At 65.5% G+C, this 20,018-nt stretch carries 20 protein-coding genes; 10 read left to right on the top strand and 10 right to left on the bottom strand.

Features of this window, described 5'->3' with window-relative positions; all coding sequences use genetic code 11:
* Positions 1 to 683: 683 nt before the first annotated feature.
* Positions 684 to 2,339 carry an energy-dependent translational throttle protein EttA gene (ettA, locus tag DDZ14_RS17875; protein WP_109426344.1) on the bottom strand — a complete coding sequence of 552 codons (1,656 nt, stop codon included), beginning with the start codon at positions 2,337 to 2,339 and terminating at the stop codon, positions 684 to 686.
* 186 nt (positions 2,340 to 2,525) lie between these two features.
* Positions 2,526 to 3,401 carry a helix-turn-helix domain-containing GNAT family N-acetyltransferase gene (locus DDZ14_RS17870; RefSeq protein ID WP_109426343.1) on the bottom strand — a complete coding sequence of 292 codons (876 nt, stop codon included), beginning with the start codon at positions 3,399 to 3,401 and terminating at the stop codon, positions 2,526 to 2,528.
* A 97-nt stretch (positions 3,402 to 3,498) separates the two neighbouring features.
* Here DDZ14_RS17870 and DDZ14_RS17865 point away from each other — a divergent pair, with 97 nt between their 5' ends.
* Positions 3,499 to 4,107 (top strand): nicotinate-nucleotide adenylyltransferase, encoded by a 609-nt coding sequence (locus DDZ14_RS17865; RefSeq protein WP_109426342.1) that lies wholly within the window; start codon positions 3,499 to 3,501, stop codon positions 4,105 to 4,107.
* Between the two features lie 31 nt (positions 4,108 to 4,138).
* On the top strand, positions 4,139 to 5,644 hold the full coding sequence (dacB, locus tag DDZ14_RS17860; protein WP_109426341.1) for a D-alanyl-D-alanine carboxypeptidase/D-alanyl-D-alanine-endopeptidase: 1,506 nt from the start codon (positions 4,139 to 4,141) through the stop codon (positions 5,642 to 5,644).
* Between the two features lie 16 nt (positions 5,645 to 5,660).
* Here dacB and DDZ14_RS20035 read toward each other — a convergent pair whose 3' ends face one another.
* Positions 5,661 to 6,083, bottom strand: coding sequence for a tellurite resistance TerB family protein (locus DDZ14_RS20035; protein WP_255417517.1), 423 nt, complete (start codon positions 6,081 to 6,083; stop codon positions 5,661 to 5,663).
* Positions 6,084 to 6,200: 117 nt separating this feature from the next.
* Between DDZ14_RS20035 and DDZ14_RS17850 the strand changes: the two genes are divergently transcribed.
* Complete coding sequence (locus DDZ14_RS17850; RefSeq protein ID WP_109426340.1) at positions 6,201 to 7,790, top strand: lysine--tRNA ligase; 1,590 nt, start codon at positions 6,201 to 6,203, stop codon at positions 7,788 to 7,790.
* Positions 7,791 to 7,923: 133 nt separating this feature from the next.
* On the opposite strand, the gene DDZ14_RS17845 is transcribed toward DDZ14_RS17850, so the two are convergent.
* Positions 7,924 to 8,565 carry a hypothetical protein gene (locus DDZ14_RS17845; protein WP_109426339.1) on the bottom strand — a complete coding sequence of 214 codons (642 nt, stop codon included), beginning with the start codon at positions 8,563 to 8,565 and terminating at the stop codon, positions 7,924 to 7,926.
* A 229-nt stretch (positions 8,566 to 8,794) separates the two neighbouring features.
* Here DDZ14_RS17845 and DDZ14_RS17840 point away from each other — a divergent pair, with 229 nt between their 5' ends.
* Both DDZ14_RS17840 and DDZ14_RS17835 read left to right on the top strand, forming a co-directional pair.
* Positions 8,795 to 11,089 carry a glycosyl hydrolase family 28-related protein gene (locus DDZ14_RS17840; RefSeq protein ID WP_109426338.1) on the top strand — a complete coding sequence of 765 codons (2,295 nt, stop codon included), beginning with the start codon at positions 8,795 to 8,797 and terminating at the stop codon, positions 11,087 to 11,089.
* A gap of 85 nt (positions 11,090 to 11,174) precedes the next feature.
* Positions 11,175 to 12,803, top strand: coding sequence for an acyl-CoA dehydrogenase family protein (locus DDZ14_RS17835; RefSeq protein WP_109426337.1), 1,629 nt, complete (start codon positions 11,175 to 11,177; stop codon positions 12,801 to 12,803).
* A gap of 12 nt (positions 12,804 to 12,815) precedes the next feature.
* On the opposite strand, the gene DDZ14_RS17830 is transcribed toward DDZ14_RS17835, so the two are convergent.
* Complete coding sequence (locus DDZ14_RS17830) at positions 12,816 to 13,214, bottom strand: hypothetical protein (protein WP_109426336.1); 399 nt, start codon at positions 13,212 to 13,214, stop codon at positions 12,816 to 12,818.
* A 109-nt stretch (positions 13,215 to 13,323) separates the two neighbouring features.
* On the bottom strand, positions 13,324 to 13,827 hold the full coding sequence (locus DDZ14_RS17825) for a HugZ family protein (protein ID WP_109426335.1): 504 nt from the start codon (positions 13,825 to 13,827) through the stop codon (positions 13,324 to 13,326).
* 114 nt (positions 13,828 to 13,941) lie between these two features.
* On the opposite strand from DDZ14_RS17825, the gene parA reads away from it, so the two are divergent.
* The 5 genes from parA to DDZ14_RS17805 all read left to right on the top strand — a co-directional run bounded on the left by parA (position 13,942) and on the right by DDZ14_RS17805 (position 16,002).
* Positions 13,942 to 14,580 (top strand): ParA family partition ATPase, encoded by a 639-nt coding sequence (gene parA / locus DDZ14_RS17820; RefSeq protein WP_109426334.1) that lies wholly within the window; start codon positions 13,942 to 13,944, stop codon positions 14,578 to 14,580.
* Between the two features lie 66 nt (positions 14,581 to 14,646).
* Positions 14,647 to 15,054, top strand: a complete 408-nt coding sequence (locus DDZ14_RS17815; protein WP_109426333.1) for a universal stress protein — start codon at positions 14,647 to 14,649, stop codon at positions 15,052 to 15,054.
* A gap of 109 nt (positions 15,055 to 15,163) precedes the next feature.
* Positions 15,164 to 15,484: an antibiotic biosynthesis monooxygenase gene (locus tag DDZ14_RS17810; RefSeq protein WP_109426332.1), complete on the top strand. Its 321-nt coding sequence runs from the start codon at positions 15,164 to 15,166 to the stop codon at positions 15,482 to 15,484.
* A gap of 75 nt (positions 15,485 to 15,559) precedes the next feature.
* Positions 15,560 to 15,736 (top strand): hypothetical protein, encoded by a 177-nt coding sequence (locus DDZ14_RS19790; protein ID WP_158275560.1) that lies wholly within the window; start codon positions 15,560 to 15,562, stop codon positions 15,734 to 15,736.
* Between the two features lie 23 nt (positions 15,737 to 15,759).
* Positions 15,760 to 16,002 (top strand): I78 family peptidase inhibitor, encoded by a 243-nt coding sequence (locus DDZ14_RS17805; RefSeq protein ID WP_158275559.1) that lies wholly within the window; start codon positions 15,760 to 15,762, stop codon positions 16,000 to 16,002.
* Here DDZ14_RS17805 and DDZ14_RS17800 read toward each other — a convergent pair.
* From DDZ14_RS17800 to uvrB, 4 genes are all read right to left on the bottom strand, one after another.
* Positions 15,999 to 16,469, bottom strand: a complete 471-nt coding sequence (locus DDZ14_RS17800) for a hypothetical protein (protein WP_109426330.1) — start codon at positions 16,467 to 16,469, stop codon at positions 15,999 to 16,001. The genes DDZ14_RS17805 and DDZ14_RS17800 overlap by 4 nt on opposite strands.
* Before the next feature lie 251 nt (positions 16,470 to 16,720).
* Positions 16,721 to 17,032 carry a hypothetical protein gene (locus DDZ14_RS19515; RefSeq protein WP_146193180.1) on the bottom strand — a complete coding sequence of 104 codons (312 nt, stop codon included), beginning with the start codon at positions 17,030 to 17,032 and terminating at the stop codon, positions 16,721 to 16,723.
* Complete coding sequence (locus DDZ14_RS19510) at positions 17,025 to 17,702, bottom strand: hypothetical protein (protein ID WP_146193179.1); 678 nt, start codon at positions 17,700 to 17,702, stop codon at positions 17,025 to 17,027. Before DDZ14_RS19510 ends, DDZ14_RS19515 begins: the two co-directional genes overlap by 8 nt.
* 54 nt (positions 17,703 to 17,756) lie before the next feature.
* On the bottom strand, positions 17,757 to 19,934 hold the full coding sequence (uvrB, locus tag DDZ14_RS17790; protein ID WP_109426328.1) for an excinuclease ABC subunit UvrB: 2,178 nt from the start codon (positions 19,932 to 19,934) through the stop codon (positions 17,757 to 17,759).
* Positions 19,935 to 20,018 lie beyond the last annotated feature (84 nt).

The raw sequence follows: 20,018 nt of genomic DNA, 5'->3' as shown, positions 1-20,018 counted from the left end.
CTGCAGGATCCCGACAATCTGTTCTTCGGTGAAACGTGATTTGCGCATCGTCTGTTCTCCTCGTCATTTTGAACGTTACGAGAACAAACTCTCATTTTGAATGGCCCGGTTTTTTGGGGGCAGGTCATGCCCATGGGCTCTCCGTCGGGCTTTGGATGGTTCCAGAACAAATATACCTGTTCGGATTCCTTCAAAGGAGCGCCCATTATGAAACGACCCGTCGGCAATGCAATCATCTCGGGACAGGAATCGCATTCCCGGAAACTCTCGAGCGGCTCGATTGCGCTGTAGTCAGGATGGATATCCCTCGAATGCGAAGCGCCGGGTAGCGCCAGAAGGCTCACAAGAACAACTGCAGGCCAAATCTGACCTCCAAGCCAATGGCGCAATGGTGAGCGTGAACAGGAGCGTTGCTCGTGGCGCGGGGCTTCAGATCTCGCTCGACAATCCATGACACCACCACGCACACAACCCTGACGGGTGAAATGGATCATCGTTTCGGCGGGGTGTCAAGAACGGTCGCGCCGGATTCCACGCTCTTCGGGAACATCACGAACACGGGCATATTCACGACGACTCCTTCGCCCGTCATCTTGAGGAAAGTCTGAAAAACCTGCCACTTCCGGCCTGATCTGGTAGACTTTCATTGGAATTTCGCCAATTTTTCTCATGAGGATATTATTTCACCTCACAAACTTCTTGTACTTCACCCGCTTGGGCTCCACCGAATCCGGGCCGAGCCGCCGGATCTTGTCTTCCTCGTAGGCCTCGAAATTTCCCTCGAACCATTCCACATGGGCCTCGCCCTCGAAGGCCAGGATATGGGTGCAAAGCCGGTCGAGGAAGAAGCGGTCGTGGGAGATGATGACGGCGCAGCCGGCGAAGTTTTCCAGTGCGTCTTCCAGCGCGCGCAGCGTCTCCACATCCAGGTCGTTGGTGGGCTCGTCGAGCAGCAGCACGTTGCCGCCCGCGCGCAAGAGCTTGGCCATGTGGACGCGGTTGCGTTCCCCGCCCGAGAGCACGCCGACCTTCTTCTGCTGGTCGCCGCCCTTGAAGTTGAAGGCCGAGCAATAGGCGCGCGAGTTGATCTCGGCATCGCCGAGCGGCAGCACGTCGAGCCCGTCCGATATCTCCTCCCAGACGGTCTTGCCGGGATTGAGTGCATCGCGAGACTGGTCGACATAGCTCAGCTCGACCGTATCGCCATAGCTGATCGAGCCCGTGTCGGGCTCCTCCTGCCCGGTGAGCATCCGGAAGAGCGTGGACTTGCCCGCGCCGTTGGGCCCGATCACCCCGACGATGCCACCGGGCGGCAGCGAGAAGGAGAGGTTCTCGATCAGTTGCTTGTCGCCGTAATGCTTGGCCAGCCCCTCGACCTCGATCACCTTGGAGCCCAGGCGCGGCCCGTTGGGGATGATGATCTGAGCGCGCGCGAGCTTCTCGCGCTCCGACTGGCCGGCCATTTCCTCATAGGCGTTGATCCGGGCCTTGGACTTGGCCTGCCGCGCCTTGGCGCCGGCGCGGATCCATTCCAGTTCCCGTTCCAGGGTCTTCTGGCGGGCCTTGTCCTCGCGCGCCTCGTGTTGCAGCCGCTTCGCCTTCTGTTCCAGCCACGCGGAATAGTTGCCCTCGTAGGGGATGCCGCGGCCGCGGTCCAGTTCCAGTATCCAGCCGGTGATGTCGTCCAGGAAGTAGCGGTCATGGGTGACGATCAGGATCGTGCCCTTGTAGTCGATCAGGTGCTGTTGCAGCCAGGCGATGGTCTCGGCGTCCAGGTGGTTGGTCGGTTCATCCAGCAGCAGCATGTCCGGGGCTTCGAGCAGCAGCTTGCAGAGCGCGACGCGGCGTTTCTCGCCACCCGAGAGGCTGTCCACCGTGGCGGTGTCCGGCGGGCAGCGCAGGGCCTCCATCGCCACGTCGATCTGGCTGTCGAGATCCCAGAGGTTCTCGCTGTCGATCTCGTCCTGCAGGCGCGCCATTTCATCGGCGGTCTCGTCGGAATAGTTCATGGCCAGTTCGTTGAACCGGTCGAGCTTGGCGCGCTTGGCGGCGACGCCTTCCATGACGTTGCCGCGCACGTCGAGCGCGGGATCGAGCTCGGGCTCCTGCGGCAGGTAGCCCACATGCGCCCCCTTCGCGGCCCAGGCCTCGCCGGTGAAATCCTTGTCGATGCCCGCCATGATCCGGAGAAGGGTGGACTTGCCCGCGCCGTTGACACCCACGACGCCGATCTTGACGCCGGGCAGGAAGCTCAGACGGATGTTCTCGAAGCATTTCTTGCCGCCGGGATAGGTCTTGGAGACCCCGTCCATGTGGTAGACATACTGGTAGGAAGCCATGAATTGGACCCTTGAGCGTTGGAGAGGTTTCCCGCGGTTCTAGGCAACTGGCCCGACTTTGGCAATTTTGAAACCGTGGCGAAGGGTAAATTCGCGGCGCCGCCCGGCAGCCCGTTGCACGAACTACACCGTGTCGGGGCGCATTTCTGCATACCGACCCCGATGGCTGAGCCCGGAATGCCCCTGTCAGAGGTGCTTTTCGAAGAAGATATCCGGGTAGGGGTCGTCGTTGAAGCGGTCGATCTCGGTCCAGCCGGCATTGCGGTAGAGCGCCACGGCCTCGGGAAGGGCACTGTTGGTGTCGAGCCGCAGCGTGGCGATGCCGAGGTCATGCGCCGCGTCCTCCACCCGCCGCATCAGTCGCCCGGCCAGCCCCAGACCGCGGGCGCCCGGCGCAACCCAGAGCCGTTTGACCTCGGCAACCGGCCCGCCGCTGCCTTTCAGCCCGGCGCAGCCGACCGCGAGCCCGTCGGAGACAGCGAGGAAGAAGGCGCCGCGGGGCGGGGTCATGTCGGTTGCATCCGGATCGCAGCTCTGCGTCACGTCGAATCCGCCCGCGATGCGGTGGGCGAGTTCTTCGTAATAGGCCTCCAGACAGCGGCGTGCGGCGTCCCTTCGGGGGTCGGCGGGCACGATCCCGATACGGTCGCGGGCCAGCGCCGAGGCCACGAGGTCGATCGCCTCGAGCAGGGCGCCGGGTGCCGGGTGCCGGTCGAGCAGGGCGCGGGCATGGGCGTCGGAGAGTGCGTTGTAGGCGTCAAGTTCGGCCCGCCCGGCCGGCGTCAGGCGGGCGATGCGGCGGCGCGCGTCGGCAGGGTCTTCGTGCAACTCGGCCAGACCTTCGGTGATCAGCGATTTCAGAAGCCGGCTGAGCAGCGCCTTGTCAATGTTCAGCGTATTGCGGATCGCACCCACTTCCGCGCCGTCCGGCCCGATCGCGTGGATCACCCGCGCGGCACCAAGCGGCCGGCCGCGCCCGAGGAATGAATTGTCCAGCACACCGAGCTCGCTGGTGACGGCGCGGTTGAAACGGCGGAGGCGGGAAATCGGATCGGCAAACATGATCGTTGACTTAAGTCAACTAAAATGCCGGATCAAGCCCGCTCTTTCGCCCAATCTTTAGATTGACAGAGGGTCGGGGGGCGGCGAAGGGGAAAAGATGCGCCACGAATTGCCCCTTGCCCTTCCCGGTCAGCGGATCGGTCTGCTGGGCGGATCCTTCGATCCGCCCCATCGCGGGCATCTGCATATCAGCCTGGCCGCGCTCAAGCGGTTCAGGCTCGACCGGGTGTGGTGGTTGGTCAGTCCGGGCAACCCGCTCAAGACACGCGGGCCTGCGGCCCTGGAGGCGCGCCTGGCGGCGTCGCGGGCGCTGGTCGATCACCCGCGCATCTTGGTGACGGATATCGAGGCGCGTATCGGCACCCGCTACACCGCCGAGACCGTGTCGCGGCTGCGCGCCCTTTATCCCGGTGTGCACTTCGTCTGGCTGATGGGGGCCGACAATCTGGCGGGCTTCCACCGCTGGCAGAACTGGCGGAGCATCATGCAGGAGGTACCGGTCGGCGTGCTGGCGCGGCCGGGCGAGCGGATTTCCGCGCGTGTCTCGCGCGCGGCGCGGATCTACCGCTACGCCAAGATTCCGGCGGCGATGGGGCCGCGTCTCGCCGTCATGGCGCCCCCGGCTTGGTGTTTCGTGAATTTGCCGATGGTCGATGCGTCCTCCACCGCGATCCGAAACAGCGGCGCGTGGTCAGCGCAGGGTTGAGCGGCGTTCCAGTATGAGGTTTACTTCGCGCATGGCTCGAAACGATCCCATCCGCGATCCGCTGCGCCGCAGCCTTCTGGCCGGTCTGATGTCGATCCTGGCCGCCCCGGTCCTGGCCAATGCGCCCACCGCCTCGCTGCGCCCGCTTCCGCGCGATCCGGATTTACGCCGCAGGTCGATCCCGCGGGTAGAGGCGCTGGTCGATGCGGCGGGCCTCACGGGCCGCGTCACCTATGCCGTGGCCGACGCCGACACCGGCGAGATGCTGGAGACCCGCGCGCCGCTTCTTGGCCAGCCGCCGGCCAGCGTGGCCAAGGCGCTGACCACGCTTTATGCGCTCGAGACGCTCGGCCCGGCCTATCGCTTCCGCACCCGGCTGATCGGAACCGGCCCGGTGGAGGACGGTGTCCTCAAGGGCGATCTGGTATTGCAGGGGGGCGGCGATCCTACGCTCGACACCGACGCGGTCGCGGCGATGGTGCGCGACCTCAAGGCGTTCGGTCTGCGCCGGATCGACGGGCGGCTGCTGGTGGACGCCGATGCGCTGCCGCATTTGCCGCAGATCGACCCCGGCCAACCGGATCATGCCGGTTACAACGCGGCGCTATCGGGGCTCAACCTCAACTACAACCGCGTCTTCTTCGAGTGGAAGCGTAATGGCGGGGACTATGACCTGACGATGGATGCGCGCTCGGCCAGCCATCGTCCGGCGGTGCGGATCTCGCGGATGGAGATCGTGGACCGGACCACGCCGGTCTATACCTACAGCGCCGATGAGGGGCGCGATGTCTGGACGGTGTCGCGCAAGGCGCTGGGCAAAGGCGGCGGCCGCTGGCTGCCGGTGCGCCGGCCCGAGGGCTATGCCGCGGAGGTCTTTCACACCGTCGCCCGTGCCGAGGGGCTGTCGGTGCCGCGCCCTCAGCCCGGCGTCGCACCGGAGGACGGCGCGGTTCTGGCCCAGTACGCCGCGCCGGAACTGTCGGACCTGCTGCTGGAGATGCTGAAATACTCCACCAACCTTACAGCCGAAGTCGTGGGCCTGACGGCGACGCGCGCCCGCGGCGGGCCCGGCGACACGCTGGCAGCCTCCGCCGGAGCGATGTCGGACTGGCTGGCGGCGCGCTACGGCGCTCGCCGCGCAGAGCTTGTGGACCATTCCGGGCTGGGCGGCGCGTCGCGCGTCTCGGCGCAGTCGATGGTGCAGGTTCTTTGCCGCGCGGGCTGGGACGGGCCGCTGCGCACGCTTCTCAAGCCGGTGGCGTTCCGCGACGACAAGGGCCGCCCGATGCGCGCCCATCCGGTGCAGGCGATGGCCAAGACCGGGACGCTGAATTTCGTGAGCGGGCTGGCGGGCTACATGAAAGAGCCGGGGGGGCGCAGGATGGTTTTCGCGATCTTCGCCGCCGATCCCGACCGCCGCGCCGCGATTCCGCCGGAATACCGGGACCGCCCGCCCGGCGCGCGGCCTTGGGCCGTGCGCGCGCGGCGGTTGCAGCACCGGCTTATCGAACGCTGGGCGCAGGTCTACGGGGCCTGACGCCCCCGCGCGCCGCTCAGAGCGTCATGTGGCGCGCGCGCGCCCCGCGTTCGATGGCGGCGCCGTGCAGGCGGTCGATGTTCAACTCGTATCGAATTTCCTCCAGCAGACGCAGTTCGCTCTCCAGCAGCCGGCCATCCGCAGCGGCCACGTCGCAGGCCAGGGCATAGGCCGTCTCGTAGAGCTTGTCGGGCAGGCTGTCGCGGATCAGCCCGAAGAAGGCGTCGAGCCCGTCTTCCTCCTCGAAGAGGTCGAGCACCGTCTGGGAAATCCAGCGGATGCGGTCGGCATCGTAATCGCCGAAGACCGGCAGGTGGTTCACGATATCCTCGATCGTCACCAGTTCGGAGGTGCGCATCCTCTCGTCGGACGCGGAGACGGCGATCATGACGGCGACAAGCGCGTCCTGGGGTGTAAGGGCGGGAAGCTCTGTGCTCACGGGGTCAATCTCCGGGGTTTCTGCACTTGCACAATATTGACGGCTTTGCGGCGGGGCAATAGGTAGCGGCACCGGGCGCGGACGGATCGCGCCCGGCCTGAACACTGGATGGACCCAATGACCGATCTCCGCGATGCCGCGATGCGCTCGAAAGCCTGGCCTTTTGAGGAGGCGCGCCGGGTGCTCAAACGCTACGGGAAAGGCGCGCCGGAAAAGGGCCATGTGCTGTTCGAGACAGGCTACGGGCCGTCGGGCCTGCCGCATATCGGGACATTCGGCGAAGTCGCGCGCACCACGATGGTGCGCCGCGCCTTCGAGCTGATCTCGGATATTCCCACGCGCCTGTTGTGCTTTTCCGACGACATGGATGGGCTCCGCAAGGTGCCCACCAATGTGCCCAACCGCGAAGAGATGGCCGAGGATCTGCACCTGCCGCTTACGCGCGTACGCGATCCGTTTGGCACGCATGACAGTTTCGGGGCGCATAACAACGCGCGGCTGCGCGCGTTTCTCGACCGCTTCGGTTTCGAGTATGAATTTGCGTCCTCCACCCAGTACTACGCCGAGGGTCGCTTCGACGAGGCGCTCCTGACCGTGCTGGAGCGGTTCGACAAGATCATGGAAATCATGCTGCCCAGCCTCGGCGGCGTCGAGGCCGAGCGGGTCAACACGTATTCCCCCTTCCTGCCGGTCAGCCCGAAGACCGGGCATGTGCTGCAGGTGCCCACGCTGGAGCGAAACGTCGCCAAGGGAACGATCGTCTACCAGGAACCGGATGGCGAGAAGGTGGAGGTTCCGGTCACGGGCGGGCATGTGAAACTCCAGTGGAAACCCGACTGGGGGATGCGCTGGGCTGCGCTGGGCGTGGATTACGAGATGTACGGCAAGGACCTGATCCCGTCGGCGGAACTGAGCGCGAAGATTTGCCGGGCGCTGGGCGAACCGGCGCCGGAACTCTTCAACTACGAGCTTTTCCTGGACGAGGCGGGGCAAAAGATTTCCAAGTCAAAGGGTAACGGGCTGTCGATGGAGGACTGGCTGAAATATGCCAGCCCGGAGAGCCTGAGCCTTTTCATGTACCAGAAGCCGAAGACGGCCAAGCGGCTCTATTTCGACGTGATCCCCAAGGCGGTGGACGAGTATCACCAGCATCTGCGCGCCTATGAGGGGCAGGACGCGGCCGCGCGGCTCAACAATCCGGTCTTCCATATCCACGGCGGCGAGGTGCCGGCCTCGACGCTGGTCGTGCCTTTCGCGATGCTGCTCAACCTGGCCAGCGTGTCGGGCGCGCGGGACAAGGACGCGCTCTGGGGGTTCATCCGCCGTTATGCGCCGGATGCCGGCCCCGAGACCCATCCCGATCTCGACGCCGCGGCGGATTTCGCGGTCAAGTATTTCCATGATTTCGTGGCGCCCGAACGCCGCTTCCGCGCCCCCGACGCGCGGGAACGCGCGGCGATGGAGGACCTTGCCGCTCGGCTGCGCGACTGGCAGGGCGGGTTGGATGCCGAGGCTTTGCAGAGCCTTGTCTTCGCGGTTGGCAAGGCGCACGGTTTCGAGCCGCTTCGCGACTGGTTCAAGGCGCTCTACGAGGTGCTTCTGGGCGCCAGCCAGGGTCCGCGTTTCGGCGGATTCATCGCGCTTTACGGCGTCGAGGAGACCATCGCGCTGATCGAGAAGGGGCTGGCCGGCGAACTGGCGGCCTGAGGGAGGCTGGCGCTTCAGTGCAGCGCGCAGTCTTGATGTGCCGGAGGCAAGCGCCCAGGATCGGGCTCGCCCTTTGCTCCAACTGGCCGATGGGGCCTCAACGCCGTCCCCTCGTGCTTCCCAGGACCCGCCCCTAAAACTTCGTCCAGAGCGCGAATTCGATCTGGCGCGCCGCGCCGCCGTGCAGCGGGGTGCGGTAGCGGGCCTGGATCGTGAAGACGGGGAAGAGACGCCAGGCCAGCGACGGCACCAGATTGACGAAGGTCGCGCCGGGTTCGGCATGGGTTTCCACGGACAACATCGTCATCAGGCGGGGCACCGGCTTGACCCCCGCCAGAAGGTCCAGCTTGGCATGGTCCCAGATGCCTTGCGGCGTGGCCGAGAAACGGCTGTCGAGGCTGATCCAGCCGGCGCCGAGGCGGCTTTCCCACCCATAGCCGGCATGGAGCCCGGTTTCCACCAGGACATCTGCGTAGGGGTTGTCGCTCTCCGCCAGTCCGAAGGACTGCGCTGTCACCAAGCCGCCGGGCCGCAGCTTCGCCCAGCGCAGGAAGACGCGCGCCCCGCTGCCCTGATCCTGTTCGGCGCCCAGCGTCAGCTTGTCCGTCAGGCCATATTCGGCGAAGACCCCGCGGGTCCCCGAATGGCGCGTGTCGCGGTTTGGCAGCCGCAGCTTGGCCGCGGCGAAAACCTGACCCTTGCCGCGCGGCCAGGCGTCCGCGCCGGCGATGCCGGGCGGGAGCAGAAGCAAGCAGATCGTCATCAAGCGGAGCATCGCGCGCCCTGACAGTAAGGCCGCGATGGTCCTCAAGCATGGTTAAGCAATGCTTAAGGCGCGCGGTGACTTTACCCGGTCCTTACGGCGCAAATGCTAGGCGCCCATCCGGCCGTGCGCCGGGTATCCAGCCCGTGACCGCGGCCTTTCCCGCGAGATACCTCCCAGTGCCGGAGGCCCGTACGTCCGGCGCTTCGGGGCCGGATCTGTGTGAATGAAAGGATGGTTGATGAACAAGGCAGTAACCGATGGGCTAGTCCTGATGCCGCCGCCCTTTGCGGCCGGTCTCGATGTCTGGTCGAGTGGCGACGGCACGCCCGGATCGCCGATCTACGAGGGCGCGGCAAACGCGGCCTTCGTGCCCGCCGACCAGGATTTTGGCGGCGCGCTGGAGCTTCTGAAGACAGAGCCGGTGCAGAAGCTTCGATTTACCGGGGAGACGCCGCTTCTGCCCGGCTGCTACCTGCGTGTCCGGGCGCGCGTCAAGGCGGTGAGCGGCAACCTTCCCGCAGTGCGCATCGCGGCATGGGCCGGGGGGGCGGGTGGCGCTCACGTCGCGGGCGTCCTGGAGACCGGCCCGTCCGTCCAACTGACCACATATGGCGAGGCCGTCCTCGTCGAGGCGATCGTCGGAACCGGGGCGCGGACGGGGGTGGACATGCCCTGGGGCACCACTGCGCTCTTCGGGCATTTCGGGCTCGATCTGACGGGCGACACCGGCGGCGTGGTGCGCATCGACGACATAGAGATCGAGGACGCCACCAGCGTCTTCCTGCGCGAGCTCATGGACTGGGTGGATGTGCGCGACTTCGGGGCCACAGGCGACGGCGTAACCGACGATCACGCGGCTTTCGTGGCTGCCGACGACGCGGCGCAGGGCCGCACGGTGCTGGTGCCCGAAGGCGTTTTCCACATCGCCAGCTCGATCTCTGTGTCGTCGCGCATCCGCTTCCAGGGCCGGCTGGACATGCCGGTCGCCGCGCGTCTGTCGCTGATGCAGAATTTCGATCTGCCCAGCTATATCGAAGCCTTCGGCGGTGACGAGCCGCAGGCCCTGCGCGAAGCATTGCAGGCGTTGATGAACTTTACCGATCACGAGAGCCTGGACATGGGCGGGCGGCGCGTGCAGCTCACCGAGCCTATCGACGTGCAGGCGGCGGTGGAGAACAAGACTTCCTTCCTGACCCGCCGCGCGATCCGCAACGGTCAGCTCGACGCGCAGCCGAGCCCGGCCTGGGACGATGCGGTGGTGCAGGCGCAGGCGAGCTATGACACGGCTTTCCCGACCCGTCTGGACAATGTCGCCAATGCCGATCAGATCCCCATCGGCGCGCGTGTCACCGGCAGCGGCGTCGGCCGCGAGGTCTATGTGCGCGACAAGAATGTGGGCGCGGGGCAGCTTGTTCTTAGCCAGCCGCTCTACAATGCCGCCGGAACCCAGACCTTCACCTTTACCCGCCACCAGTACATGCTGGACTTCAGCGGCTTCGACGCGCTCAATTCCTTCGTGCTGGACGATATCGAGTTCCAGTGCAACGGCCAGTGCAGCGCGATCATGCTGGCGCGCCAGGGGCTGATCTTCCATGTCCGGGACTGTTTCATCACGCGGCCCAAGGATCGCGGCATCACCTCCATCGGGACCGGATGCCAGGGCATGCTGCTCGACCGTAACCAGTTCTTGTCGGATGAGCAGCCGCTGCGTGCGCAGGACCGCCGCTCCATCGCCTTCAACGTCAACGCCAACGACGTGAAGGTGCGGGACAACCGCGGCATGATGTTTGCTCATTTCGGGGTAGTGAACGGCACCGGGCACCTGATCAGCGGCAATCACTTCTTCCAGGGCGACACCGAGCCCAACGGTGTGCGGCAGGCGGGGCTGGTTCTGACCACGCCCAACACCGCCACGACGATCAGCGGCAACTACATTGACAACGGTTTCATCGAATGGGGCAACGAGCATGACGCGGCACCCGATTTCTCGTCGGAGTTTTCCTTCGGCGGGCTGAGCGTTACCGGCAATATCTTCATCGCCTCGCGAGTCGGACCGTGGTTCCGCTGGCTCATCGTCAAGCCTTACGGGCCCGGACATTTCATCCACGGGCTGACGCTGAGCGGCAACACCTTCCGCACCTTCAACGCCACCGTGGACCGGGTCGAGCGCGTGGATGACAGCATCGCTGGGCTCGACTACTTTCGCATGCGCAACATCCGAATCGAGGGCAACACCTTCAACGGGATCACGCAGTTCATCGCCAACCCGGTCGTGCAGGATCATGTCGAGGGGAGCGCGCAATCGACCTGGGCGGTGGCCTTCGACAGCAAGCTGCCCTTCGGGGCGCGGGCGCGTACCGTCACCGGGGTGGTGCCGGAGGGCGCGATCAGCAATGCCGCGGGCGCCACGGTCTATGCCCAGCCCTGGGTCCGGACCGGGCAGGGGGCGGGCGGCCAGGAGGTCTGGCTCAACTGGCCGGAGCCGGTGGCGGGCCGGGTGCGGATCACCGCGCGGATCGACAACCCGGAGTGACGTCGCGGCACCGGACGGGCGGGGCTTTCCAGGACCGGTACTCTGGCGTTAGCCTTGGGACAGGTCCGCATCAGGAGGCCCCGCCATGACCGATTTCCGTCCGCAAGCCGAGCTCGAAACCCATGAGGTGCTCAACCAGCCACCGCCGCGCGGCGATGCCGATCTGTGGGATCCCGTCTTGGCGGAAGCCGTGGCTGCGGCGGGGGTCGAGGCGGCCCCGCTGGCTGCTTTCGGTGCAGAGGCCGGGCACGAGCGTTGGCGTGAGGCCGGGCTCGAGGCCAACCGCCAGACGCCGGAGCTGGTTCTGTTCGACCGCGGGGGGCGGCGGCTGGACGAGGTACGCTTCCACCCTTCCTATCACGACCTGATGGAGCTCGGGCTCGGCGCCGGTTATGCCGCGATGGCCTGGGAGGACGCGGCAGGCGGGCATGTGGGCCATGCGGCGATGGTCTACATGCTCAGCCAGGTGGAGCCGGGTGTCTGCTGTCCGATGACCATGACCTATGCCGCGGTGCCAGCGCTTCGTGCCGACGCGGATTTGCAGGCGGAGTGGAGGCCGAAACTGTTGTCGCGCAGCTATGACGGCGCATCGCTGCCGCTGGCGCAGAAATCCGGCGCCACGATGGGCATGGCGATGACAGAGAAACAGGGCGGATCCGACGTGCGGACCAACACCACCCGCGCCGCGCCCGATGCCGAAGGCTGGCGGCTGACAGGGCACAAATGGTTCTGCTCGGCGCCGATGTCGGACGGGTTTCTGACGCTGGCGCAAGCGCCGGGCGGGCTGAGTTGCTTTCTGGTTCCGCGCTGGACGCCGGACGGGGCACGCAACGGCATCCGCCTGATGCGCCTGAAGGAAAAGCTGGGCAACCGCGCCAACGCCTCCGCCGAGATCGAGTATCACGGGGCCTGGGCGCGGATGCTGGGCGAGGAGGGCGCGGGGGTCCGCACGATCATCGAGATGGTCCACCACACGCGGCTCGACACGGCCATTGCGCCTACCGGGCTGATGCATGCGGCGCTGGCCGAGGCCGCGTGGTGGTGCGCGGGCCGCAGCGCCTTCCAGCGGCGTCTGATCGACCAGCCGCTGATGCGTGCGGTTCTGGCGGACCTGGCGCTGGACTGGGAGGCGGCGCTGGCGCTGGGTTTGCGGGTGGCGCAGGCTTTCGATGGCGACACGGAACATGACCGGGCGTTCGCCCGCATCGCCGTGGCGCTTGCGAAGTATCTCACCAACAAGCGCTGCCCGGCCGTGGTGACCGAGGCGATGGAGTGCCTGGGCGGCATGGGCTATGTCGACGATACGCCGCTGCCGATGCTCTATCGCGAAGCCCCGCTCAATGCGATCTGGGAAGGGTCGGGCAATGTCATATGCCTCGACATCCTGCGCACGCTCGCCCGCGAGCCGATGGCGGCCGAGGCGCTCCATGCCGAGCTTGACGCGGCGGCGGGGGCCGATCCGCGCTACGATGCCGCGCTCGAGGCGCATCGAGACCGCTGGCCGGGCGCGGTGCCGGAGGGCGAAGCGCGCTGGTACGCCGAACGCCTGGCCGTGCTGCTCAGCGCGTCGGTGCTGCTGCGACGGGCGCCCGCTGCCGTATCCGACGGTTACGTGGCGACACGGCTGGAGGGGCGGCGCGGGCAGACGGCGGGCGCGGTCGCAGGCCTGGACGAGGCCGGTATCCTGGCGCGGCTGATGCCCGAGGCGCGTTAAGCGTAAGTGCGCTCAAACCATCGGTGCGCGGTCGCCCAGGATGTAGCGGATCACGTCGATATAGTCGAAGACCAGCGACACCGCGATCGTCGCGGCCACGACGATGATCATCGTGCGTGGCCCGCCGGTCAGTTCCCCGCGCCGCAACTTGGCGATCAGCCAGACCAGAAGTGGCGTCCAGACCAGAATATGCGGCAGCCCCAGCAGTCGGACGAAGCCGACCTGGTTGAAGAGCCCGACCATCAGGGCCGCGGTTACCGCCCCCACCAGCAGCAGGATGAGGCCGAGTCGCCGGGTTTCGGCCTGGAGCATGAGCGTCAGCGGAATGAAGGTCATCACCGCCACCATCCAGTAGACCCAGAGCCGCACCATTGGCGGAGAGGCGGCGATATGCAGCAGAAAGTCGACCATCAAGATTGCTCCGTTCATTCGTTCCGGCGGCACAACAGAGACCCTTGCGCTGCCTCGCCGTCAAGAGCTTCGCCGAGGTTATTATCCCCTCACGTGTTTTTGAGGCGCGTCAGCCCGGCAGGATGTCGGCGGGCGCCAGCCTGTAGGCCCTGCCGAACCCGGCATTGAGATACCCGGCCTCGATCCGCATCGTGACGAAGTGGAAATCCGCGAAATCGGCATAAAGCGCGGCCTTGGGGCGCTGCGCCAGATAATGGCGTCGCAGGGCGGCATGGCCAGGGTCGTCATGCTGTGCGAAACCGGCGCGGCACCGCAGCGTCAGGCGTGGATGGGTCAGCGGGTCGCCCTTGCGGCCCGGCTCCCCCACCAGAAGCGAGCAGCGCGGATCGGCCCGCAGCGCGCCGGCATGGAGCGCGAGATCGGAGATCAGCGTCAGCGGCGCGCCGTCCGGCACGGTGGCCAGCGCGATGCGCGTCACCATCGGCGCGCCGGTTTCGGGCTCGAGAACGCCGAGCGCGGCGAACGCAGCCTGCGCCAGCAATGTGCGGGCCAGCGCGCGGGCCTCGTCATCGGCTGGACGGAAGGGAGATTCAGGTACATCGTTTCCGGGCATGGCGCGAGCATAGGCGTGGCCCACAACACATGCCAGCGCTGCGACGAAAGAGCAGGTGCAATCCAAACCGTACTGTGCCATGCTGCGCTGCAGCAATCGTCGGAGGCAGCAGACATGACGGGCCGCATCATCACCATCGCGCAACAGAAGGGCGGATCGGGCAAGACGACGCTGGCGGTCAACCTGGCCGTGGCGTTCCTGAGAGCCGGGCGCAGCGTTGCGGTGCTCGATACCGACCCGCAGGGCAGCCTGGGGCGCTGGTTCATGACCCGAGCCGAGCACATGGACGGCGCGCCGGGGCTGGAGTTCTCCACCGCCTCGGCCTGGGGCGTGGACTGGGAATGCCGGAAGCTCTCCGAGAACCACGACCTGGTCATCGTGGACACGCCGCCCAAGGCCGACAGCGACCTGCGCCCGGCGCTGCGGGCGTCCGATCTGGTGCTGGTGCCGGTGGCGTCGAGCCATGTCGATCTCTGGGCGACCGAGGGCGTGCTCGATCTGGCACGGCGCGAGGGGCGGCCGGTCCGTGTCGTACTGAACCGGACCCGCAGCGGCACGCGGCTTGGGCTTGAGGTCGCCGAGAAGGCCGCCGAACTGGATGCGGAACTGGCGCGGACGGTGCTGGCCAACCGGGTCGTCTATGCGGAAACGCTGGGCAACGGGCGGGGCGTGCAGGAAGCCGCGCGCAAGGGCCCCGCCGCGCAGGAGATCGCCGCATTGGCCGAGGAAATCGCCGCTGTGCTGGAGGACTGACCTAAATCAATGCGCCCGCGCCCGGCGGCTGGCAATCTCGACCACGAAACAACGGGAGAGACCGACATGTACAAGCATATTCTCGTGCCCATCGCGGGCGACCACAATCCGCATACCGGCGAGGCGCTGGAGATCGCGCGCGCCTTGCGCGACAAGGGCGGCAAGATCACCGCGCTGACGGTGCTGGAGGCCATACCGCCCTATGTCGCACAGCATATCCCGGCCGGCATCGACGAGAAGAACCGGGAAGCGGCGCTGGCGTCGCTGAACGCGGAGCTTGGCGGCGTCAAGGACGCCAAGGCCGAGGTGGTGCACGGGCATTCGGCGCGCACGATCCTGGAGTATGCCGCCGAGATGGATGTCGATTGCATCATTATCGCTTCGCACCGGCCCGGCATGCAGGACTATTTCCTGGGCTCGACCGCCGCCAAGGTCGTGCGCCATGCCCCTTGCGCGGTGCATGTGGTGCGCTGAGCCACGGCGCGGCGCGTCGGTTATGGGCAGCGGGCTGCGAAGCGGTTAGGCTGGGTCTGCCCGGCGGGCGCGACGCCGCCGGGCGGGATTCACCAGCGGAGGACCAGCCATGCCCACGATCGCCAAGGATGCCGCGCTTCAGACCGTCATCACCACCTTCGAGACCACGCCCGGTACCTGCCAGGACCTGCTGGAGGCGCTGACCGAGGCCTATGAGGAGTTCATCTCGCGGCAGCCGGGCTTCCTTTCGGCGGCACTTCATGTGAACGACGCACAGACCCGCATCGCCAACTATTCGCAGTGGAAGCACCGCGAGGATTTCATGGCGATGCTGCGCACCGAGGAGATGCGTGCGCGCAACCGCCGCATCCACGATCTGTGCCGCAGTTTCGAGCCGGTCATGTACGAGGTGACGGCGAGTTTCGACTGACCGCCCCCGGTCGCTTGCATTGGCCGGCGCGGCGCGGCAGGCTCGGCGCCGACTGGACCCGACTGGAGACCGCTTATGATCCGCATACCCCAGCGCATAGGCGCGGCGGGCGAGGGCACGGTGCCTTGGCGTGCCGTCTTCCGGGCGCTGGCCGATTGTCCCGCCGACCCGCATCTGGTGCTGGAGTTGAACGATTCGTCCGGCATTCCGGGTTCCGTCACATGGCCGGAGCCGCGGGGGCTGGCATGTTGAGCGCGGGGCGGGGAGGTGTCCATTTGCTGGGCCTCCTGGCAGCGACGCTTGCAGGCTGCGGGGAGGCCGCTCCCGCCAATGATCCCTGCGGCGCAGCGCACTTCGCCGGGCTGGTCGGTACATCCGCGACTGCGTTCGAGCCGCCCGAGGGGCTACGCGTCCGCATCGTGGGGCCGGGTGACATGGTGACCATGGACCATGACCCCGCGCGGCTCAATCTGCGCACCGACCGTCAGGGTTTGATCCAAAGTCTCGACTGCGGCTAGACCTTCCGTCGGCCGCTGGCACCCAGCCAGTCGTTGATCGCTTTCTCCACCGGCGCGCGCGAGAAGCTGGAATACCCCCAATCCAGCGGATGCTCGCCTTCGGCCAGGACCAGCACCAGGCGTTCCATCCTGTTGCGGTCCTCGCGCAGGTTCAGGATCGCCGCGCGTTCGATCCGCGCCAGCGGCAGGCGGGTGACGCGGTTGCCGACCAGCCGGTCGATGCGATGCGTGAAAGTGCCCGTCGCACGGTCGAAGACGAAGCGCTGGAACGGAAATCCGCGCCACGCGATGTAGAGCGCGGTGACCCCGATCACCAGGATGACAACACGCTCGCCCGTGTCGAAACTGCCCGGGCTGGACAGAAGCGAGGTGAGCGCCACGACCCCGGCCGCCACGAGCGCCCCGGCGAAGAGCCAGGGCCGGTCGGTCAGGGTCAGGCGGGCGGGTGTGTCCTCGGTCACTTTCATGGCCGGGAGACTGCCCCGGAACACGGCGCACGGCAAGGTGCGGCCCCGTGGCAGTGGTTGCGCGGCTTGCGGGCGGAGGACGCGGCGCATCCATCCGCTTGAGCGGCAGACCCGGCCCGGATTCAAGGCCGCAGGCCCTTGGAACGTCGGGGTTGCCGCGAGTCGCACTTTGTTAAAGGGTTTTGAATCTTGATTTGTTTTCAGGTAATTGAAATAGGCCGTTTTCGAGGGTTGCGCGCTGTGCCAGCATCTTATCCCAGTGCCAGAGTATGGCTGCTGCTTGTTCGCCGATTTTCTTTCTTTGCAGACTGGGAGAGAGATAGAACGCTACTATCTTGTTGCGAAGGATAGCTGCCCGTTCCGCTTTTTTTGCGAGAGTTCTGAAGATCCTTCGATACGACTATCCAATCTCGCCCTAATTTGTTGAAGTAATCAATGTCGGAAGTGTTTTCTGGAAACTTCTCACGCAGCGCGTGGGCTTCGTGGCCTTCAATTGTGACAAGCTCGTTCAACGCCCTTGCAATACTTGGAGGCATATTATGGTCGAATAGAACCTTAACCATGTGCCTCGTCTAAACTGCGTTCGAACAGTATACAAACCTGCAAGTCTTTGGTGGGGACCTCGTAAATTCGAGATAAGTATCGTAAGTCATTGAATTCGTTGAATTCATTGTAAATTATCGACGTTGATATGCCGTAAGCATCCAAAATTGGATCGCCGAAGTGTCTCTCAGGATCAATGATAACCGAGGAATAACCTTTGGGACGCCAGCGCGCTGCGAACTCGCCTTCATATTCAAGATCATTTAGAGACTGTGAAATAATCTCACGGAAAACCTTCTGCCCTGGCCGTTTCTTTGATAAACTCACATATTCGCCATCGTTCTCGACTGCTTCCATGAGAATTTCAGTGCCGTCGGTTTTAAATGACTGGGAGGCTAAGGGGCGGTCTATTCCATACTTCTCTCGCGCAAAGGAAATTGCGAATCGGATAGATTGCAGGGAAATTTTTGCTTGGCGGAGGGCATTTACTACACGGACCTCAATCAAGTCGAGAAAACTAATTTCCGTGACGTCTTTGTCAAGAAACTGATAATGTGCATGCCAAAGTGGCTCGTTAGGCCCACTTCCACGAGTCCAACGCAACACCTGTTGTGCGTTGGTGCCGACGAGACGAGCTGCTTCGCTAGGCGTGTAAACACCTTTTCCGAGAATCGTATCATCTAGCGGCATGCTATTCCTCCTGCAGGTGGTTTATCGTCCATTTCCAAGCATAGGAAATGTTTTCTACCTTCTCCCCCGCTTCACATTCCCCCCGCGCTGCCCCGGCCGCCCCGCCGTGGACCGCCCGCGAGAGCCGACCGCCACTTCGCCGGCCTTCTCCACCGCCTGTTGGCGCGCCAGCGGGTCGTCGGCCACCGCCAGGTCCACCGCCTCCAGCCGCTTGATCTCGTCGCGGAGGCGGGCGGCCTCCTCGAATTCCAGGTTCTCGGCGGCTTTCAGCATGTCCGATTTCAGCCCTTCCAGATGGGCCTGCAGGTTGGCGCCGACCAGCGGCTTCTCGACCTTCGCGGTGACGCGGGCCATGTCCACATCGGCGTCGTAGAGCCCGGCCATCACGTCCTCGACATTCTTGCGGATCGTCGCGGGGGTGATGCCATGCGCCTCGTTATAGGCGACCTGCTTCTCGCGGCGGCGGTCGGTCTCGCCGATGGCGCGCTCCATGCTGCCGGTCACGCGGTCGGCATACATGATCACCCGCCCGTCGGCGTTGCGTGCCGCCCGCCCGATGGTCTGGATGAGCGAGGTTTCCGAGCGCAGGAATCCCTCCTTGTCGGCGTCCAGAATGGCCACCAGCCCGCATTCGGGGATATCCAGCCCCTCGCGCAGCAGGTTGATGCCCACCAGCACGTCGAAGGCGCCCAGCCGCAGGTCGCGCAGGATCTCGATCCGCTCCAGCGTGTCGATGTCGGAATGCATGTAGCGCACCCGGATGCCCTGTTCGTGCAGGTATTCCGTGAGGTCCTCGGCCATGCGCTTGGTCAGCGTTGTGACCAGTGTGCGGTAGCCCGCATCGGCCACGCGGCGCACCACGCCCAGCAGGTCGTCCACCTGCATCTCCACCGGGCGGATTTCCACCGGCGGGTCCAGGAGCCCGGTGGGCCGGATCACCTGTTCGGTGAAGACGCCGCCCGTCTGTTCCAGCTCCCACGCGGCGGGCGTGGCGGAGACGAAGACGGATTGCGGGCGCATGGCGTCCCATTCCTCGAACTTGAGGGGGCGGTTGTCCATGCAGGAGGGCAGGCGGAAGCCGTGTTCGGCCAAGGTGAACTTGCGCCGGTAGTCGCCCCGGTACATGCCGCCGATCTGCGGCACGCTGACATGGCTTTCATCCGCGAAGACGATGGCGTTGTCGGGGATGTATTCGAAAAGCGTCGGCGGTGGCTCGCCCGGCGCGCGACCCGTCAGGTAGCGCGAGTAATTCTCGATGCCGTTGCAGACGCCTGTCGCCTCCAGCATCTCCAGGTCGAAATTGCTGCGCTGTTCCAGCCGCTGCGCCTCCAGCAGCTTGCCCTCGCCCACAAGCTGGTCGAGCCGCTGGCGAAGCTCCTTCTTTATGTTCTGGATCGCCTGCTGCATGGTGGGTTTGGGCGTGACGTAATGCGAATTGGCGTAGACCCGGATGCGGTCGAAATCGCCGGTCTTCTCGCCCGTCAGCGGATCGAACTCGGTGATGCTCTCCAGGTCCTCGCCGAAGAAGGAAAGCTTCCAGGCCCGGTCCTCGAGGTGGGCGGGGAATATCTCCAGGCTGTCGCCGCGCACCCGGAAGGAGCCGCGCTGAAACGCCTGGTCGTTGCGGCGGTATTGTTGGGCCACCAGATCGGCCATGACCTTGCGCTGGTCGTAATCGTTGCCCACGATCAGGTCTTGCGTCATCGCCCCGTAGGTCTCCACCGAGCCGATGCCGTAGATGCAGGAGACCGAGGCCACGATGATCACGTCGTCGCGTTCCAGAAGCGCCCGCGTGGCCGAGTGGCGCATCCGGTCGATCTGCTCGTTGATCTGGGATTCCTTCTCGATATAGGTGTCGGAGCGCGGGACATAGGCTTCGGGCTGGTAATAGTCGTAATAGCTGACGAAATACTCGACGGCGTTTTCGGGAAAGAACCCCTTGAATTCCCCGTAGAGCTGCGCCGCCAGCGTCTTGTTGGGCGCCAGGATGATCGCCGGGCGCTGGGTCTCCTCGATCACGCGGGCCATGGTGAAGGTCTTGCCGGTGCCGGTGGCGCCCAGCAGCACCTGGTCGCGCTCGCCCTCGACGATGCCCGTGGTCAGTTCCGCGATCGCGGTCGGCTGGTCGCCAGCGGCGGAGAAGGTAGTGTGCAACTTGAAGCGCCGCCCGCCTTCGAGCTTGTCGCGGCTGGCGACATCTGGGGCGGGAGCGTGGAGCGTGGCGTTGGTCATGGGCGATTCCCTGGTTGCCGCTCAAGGATGGTCACTTTTTGTTCCGGTTCAAGGGGGCGTGGTCGGCCCGCCGCGGCAAAATAT

Origin of the sequence: Maritimibacter sp. 55A14 (genome assembly GCF_003122205.1) — a bacterium.
Taxonomy (GTDB): domain Bacteria; phylum Pseudomonadota; class Alphaproteobacteria; order Rhodobacterales; family Rhodobacteraceae; genus QEYE01.
The sequence above is the reverse complement of the archived record's forward strand: the minus strand, read 5'-3'. Positions and strand labels throughout refer to the sequence as shown.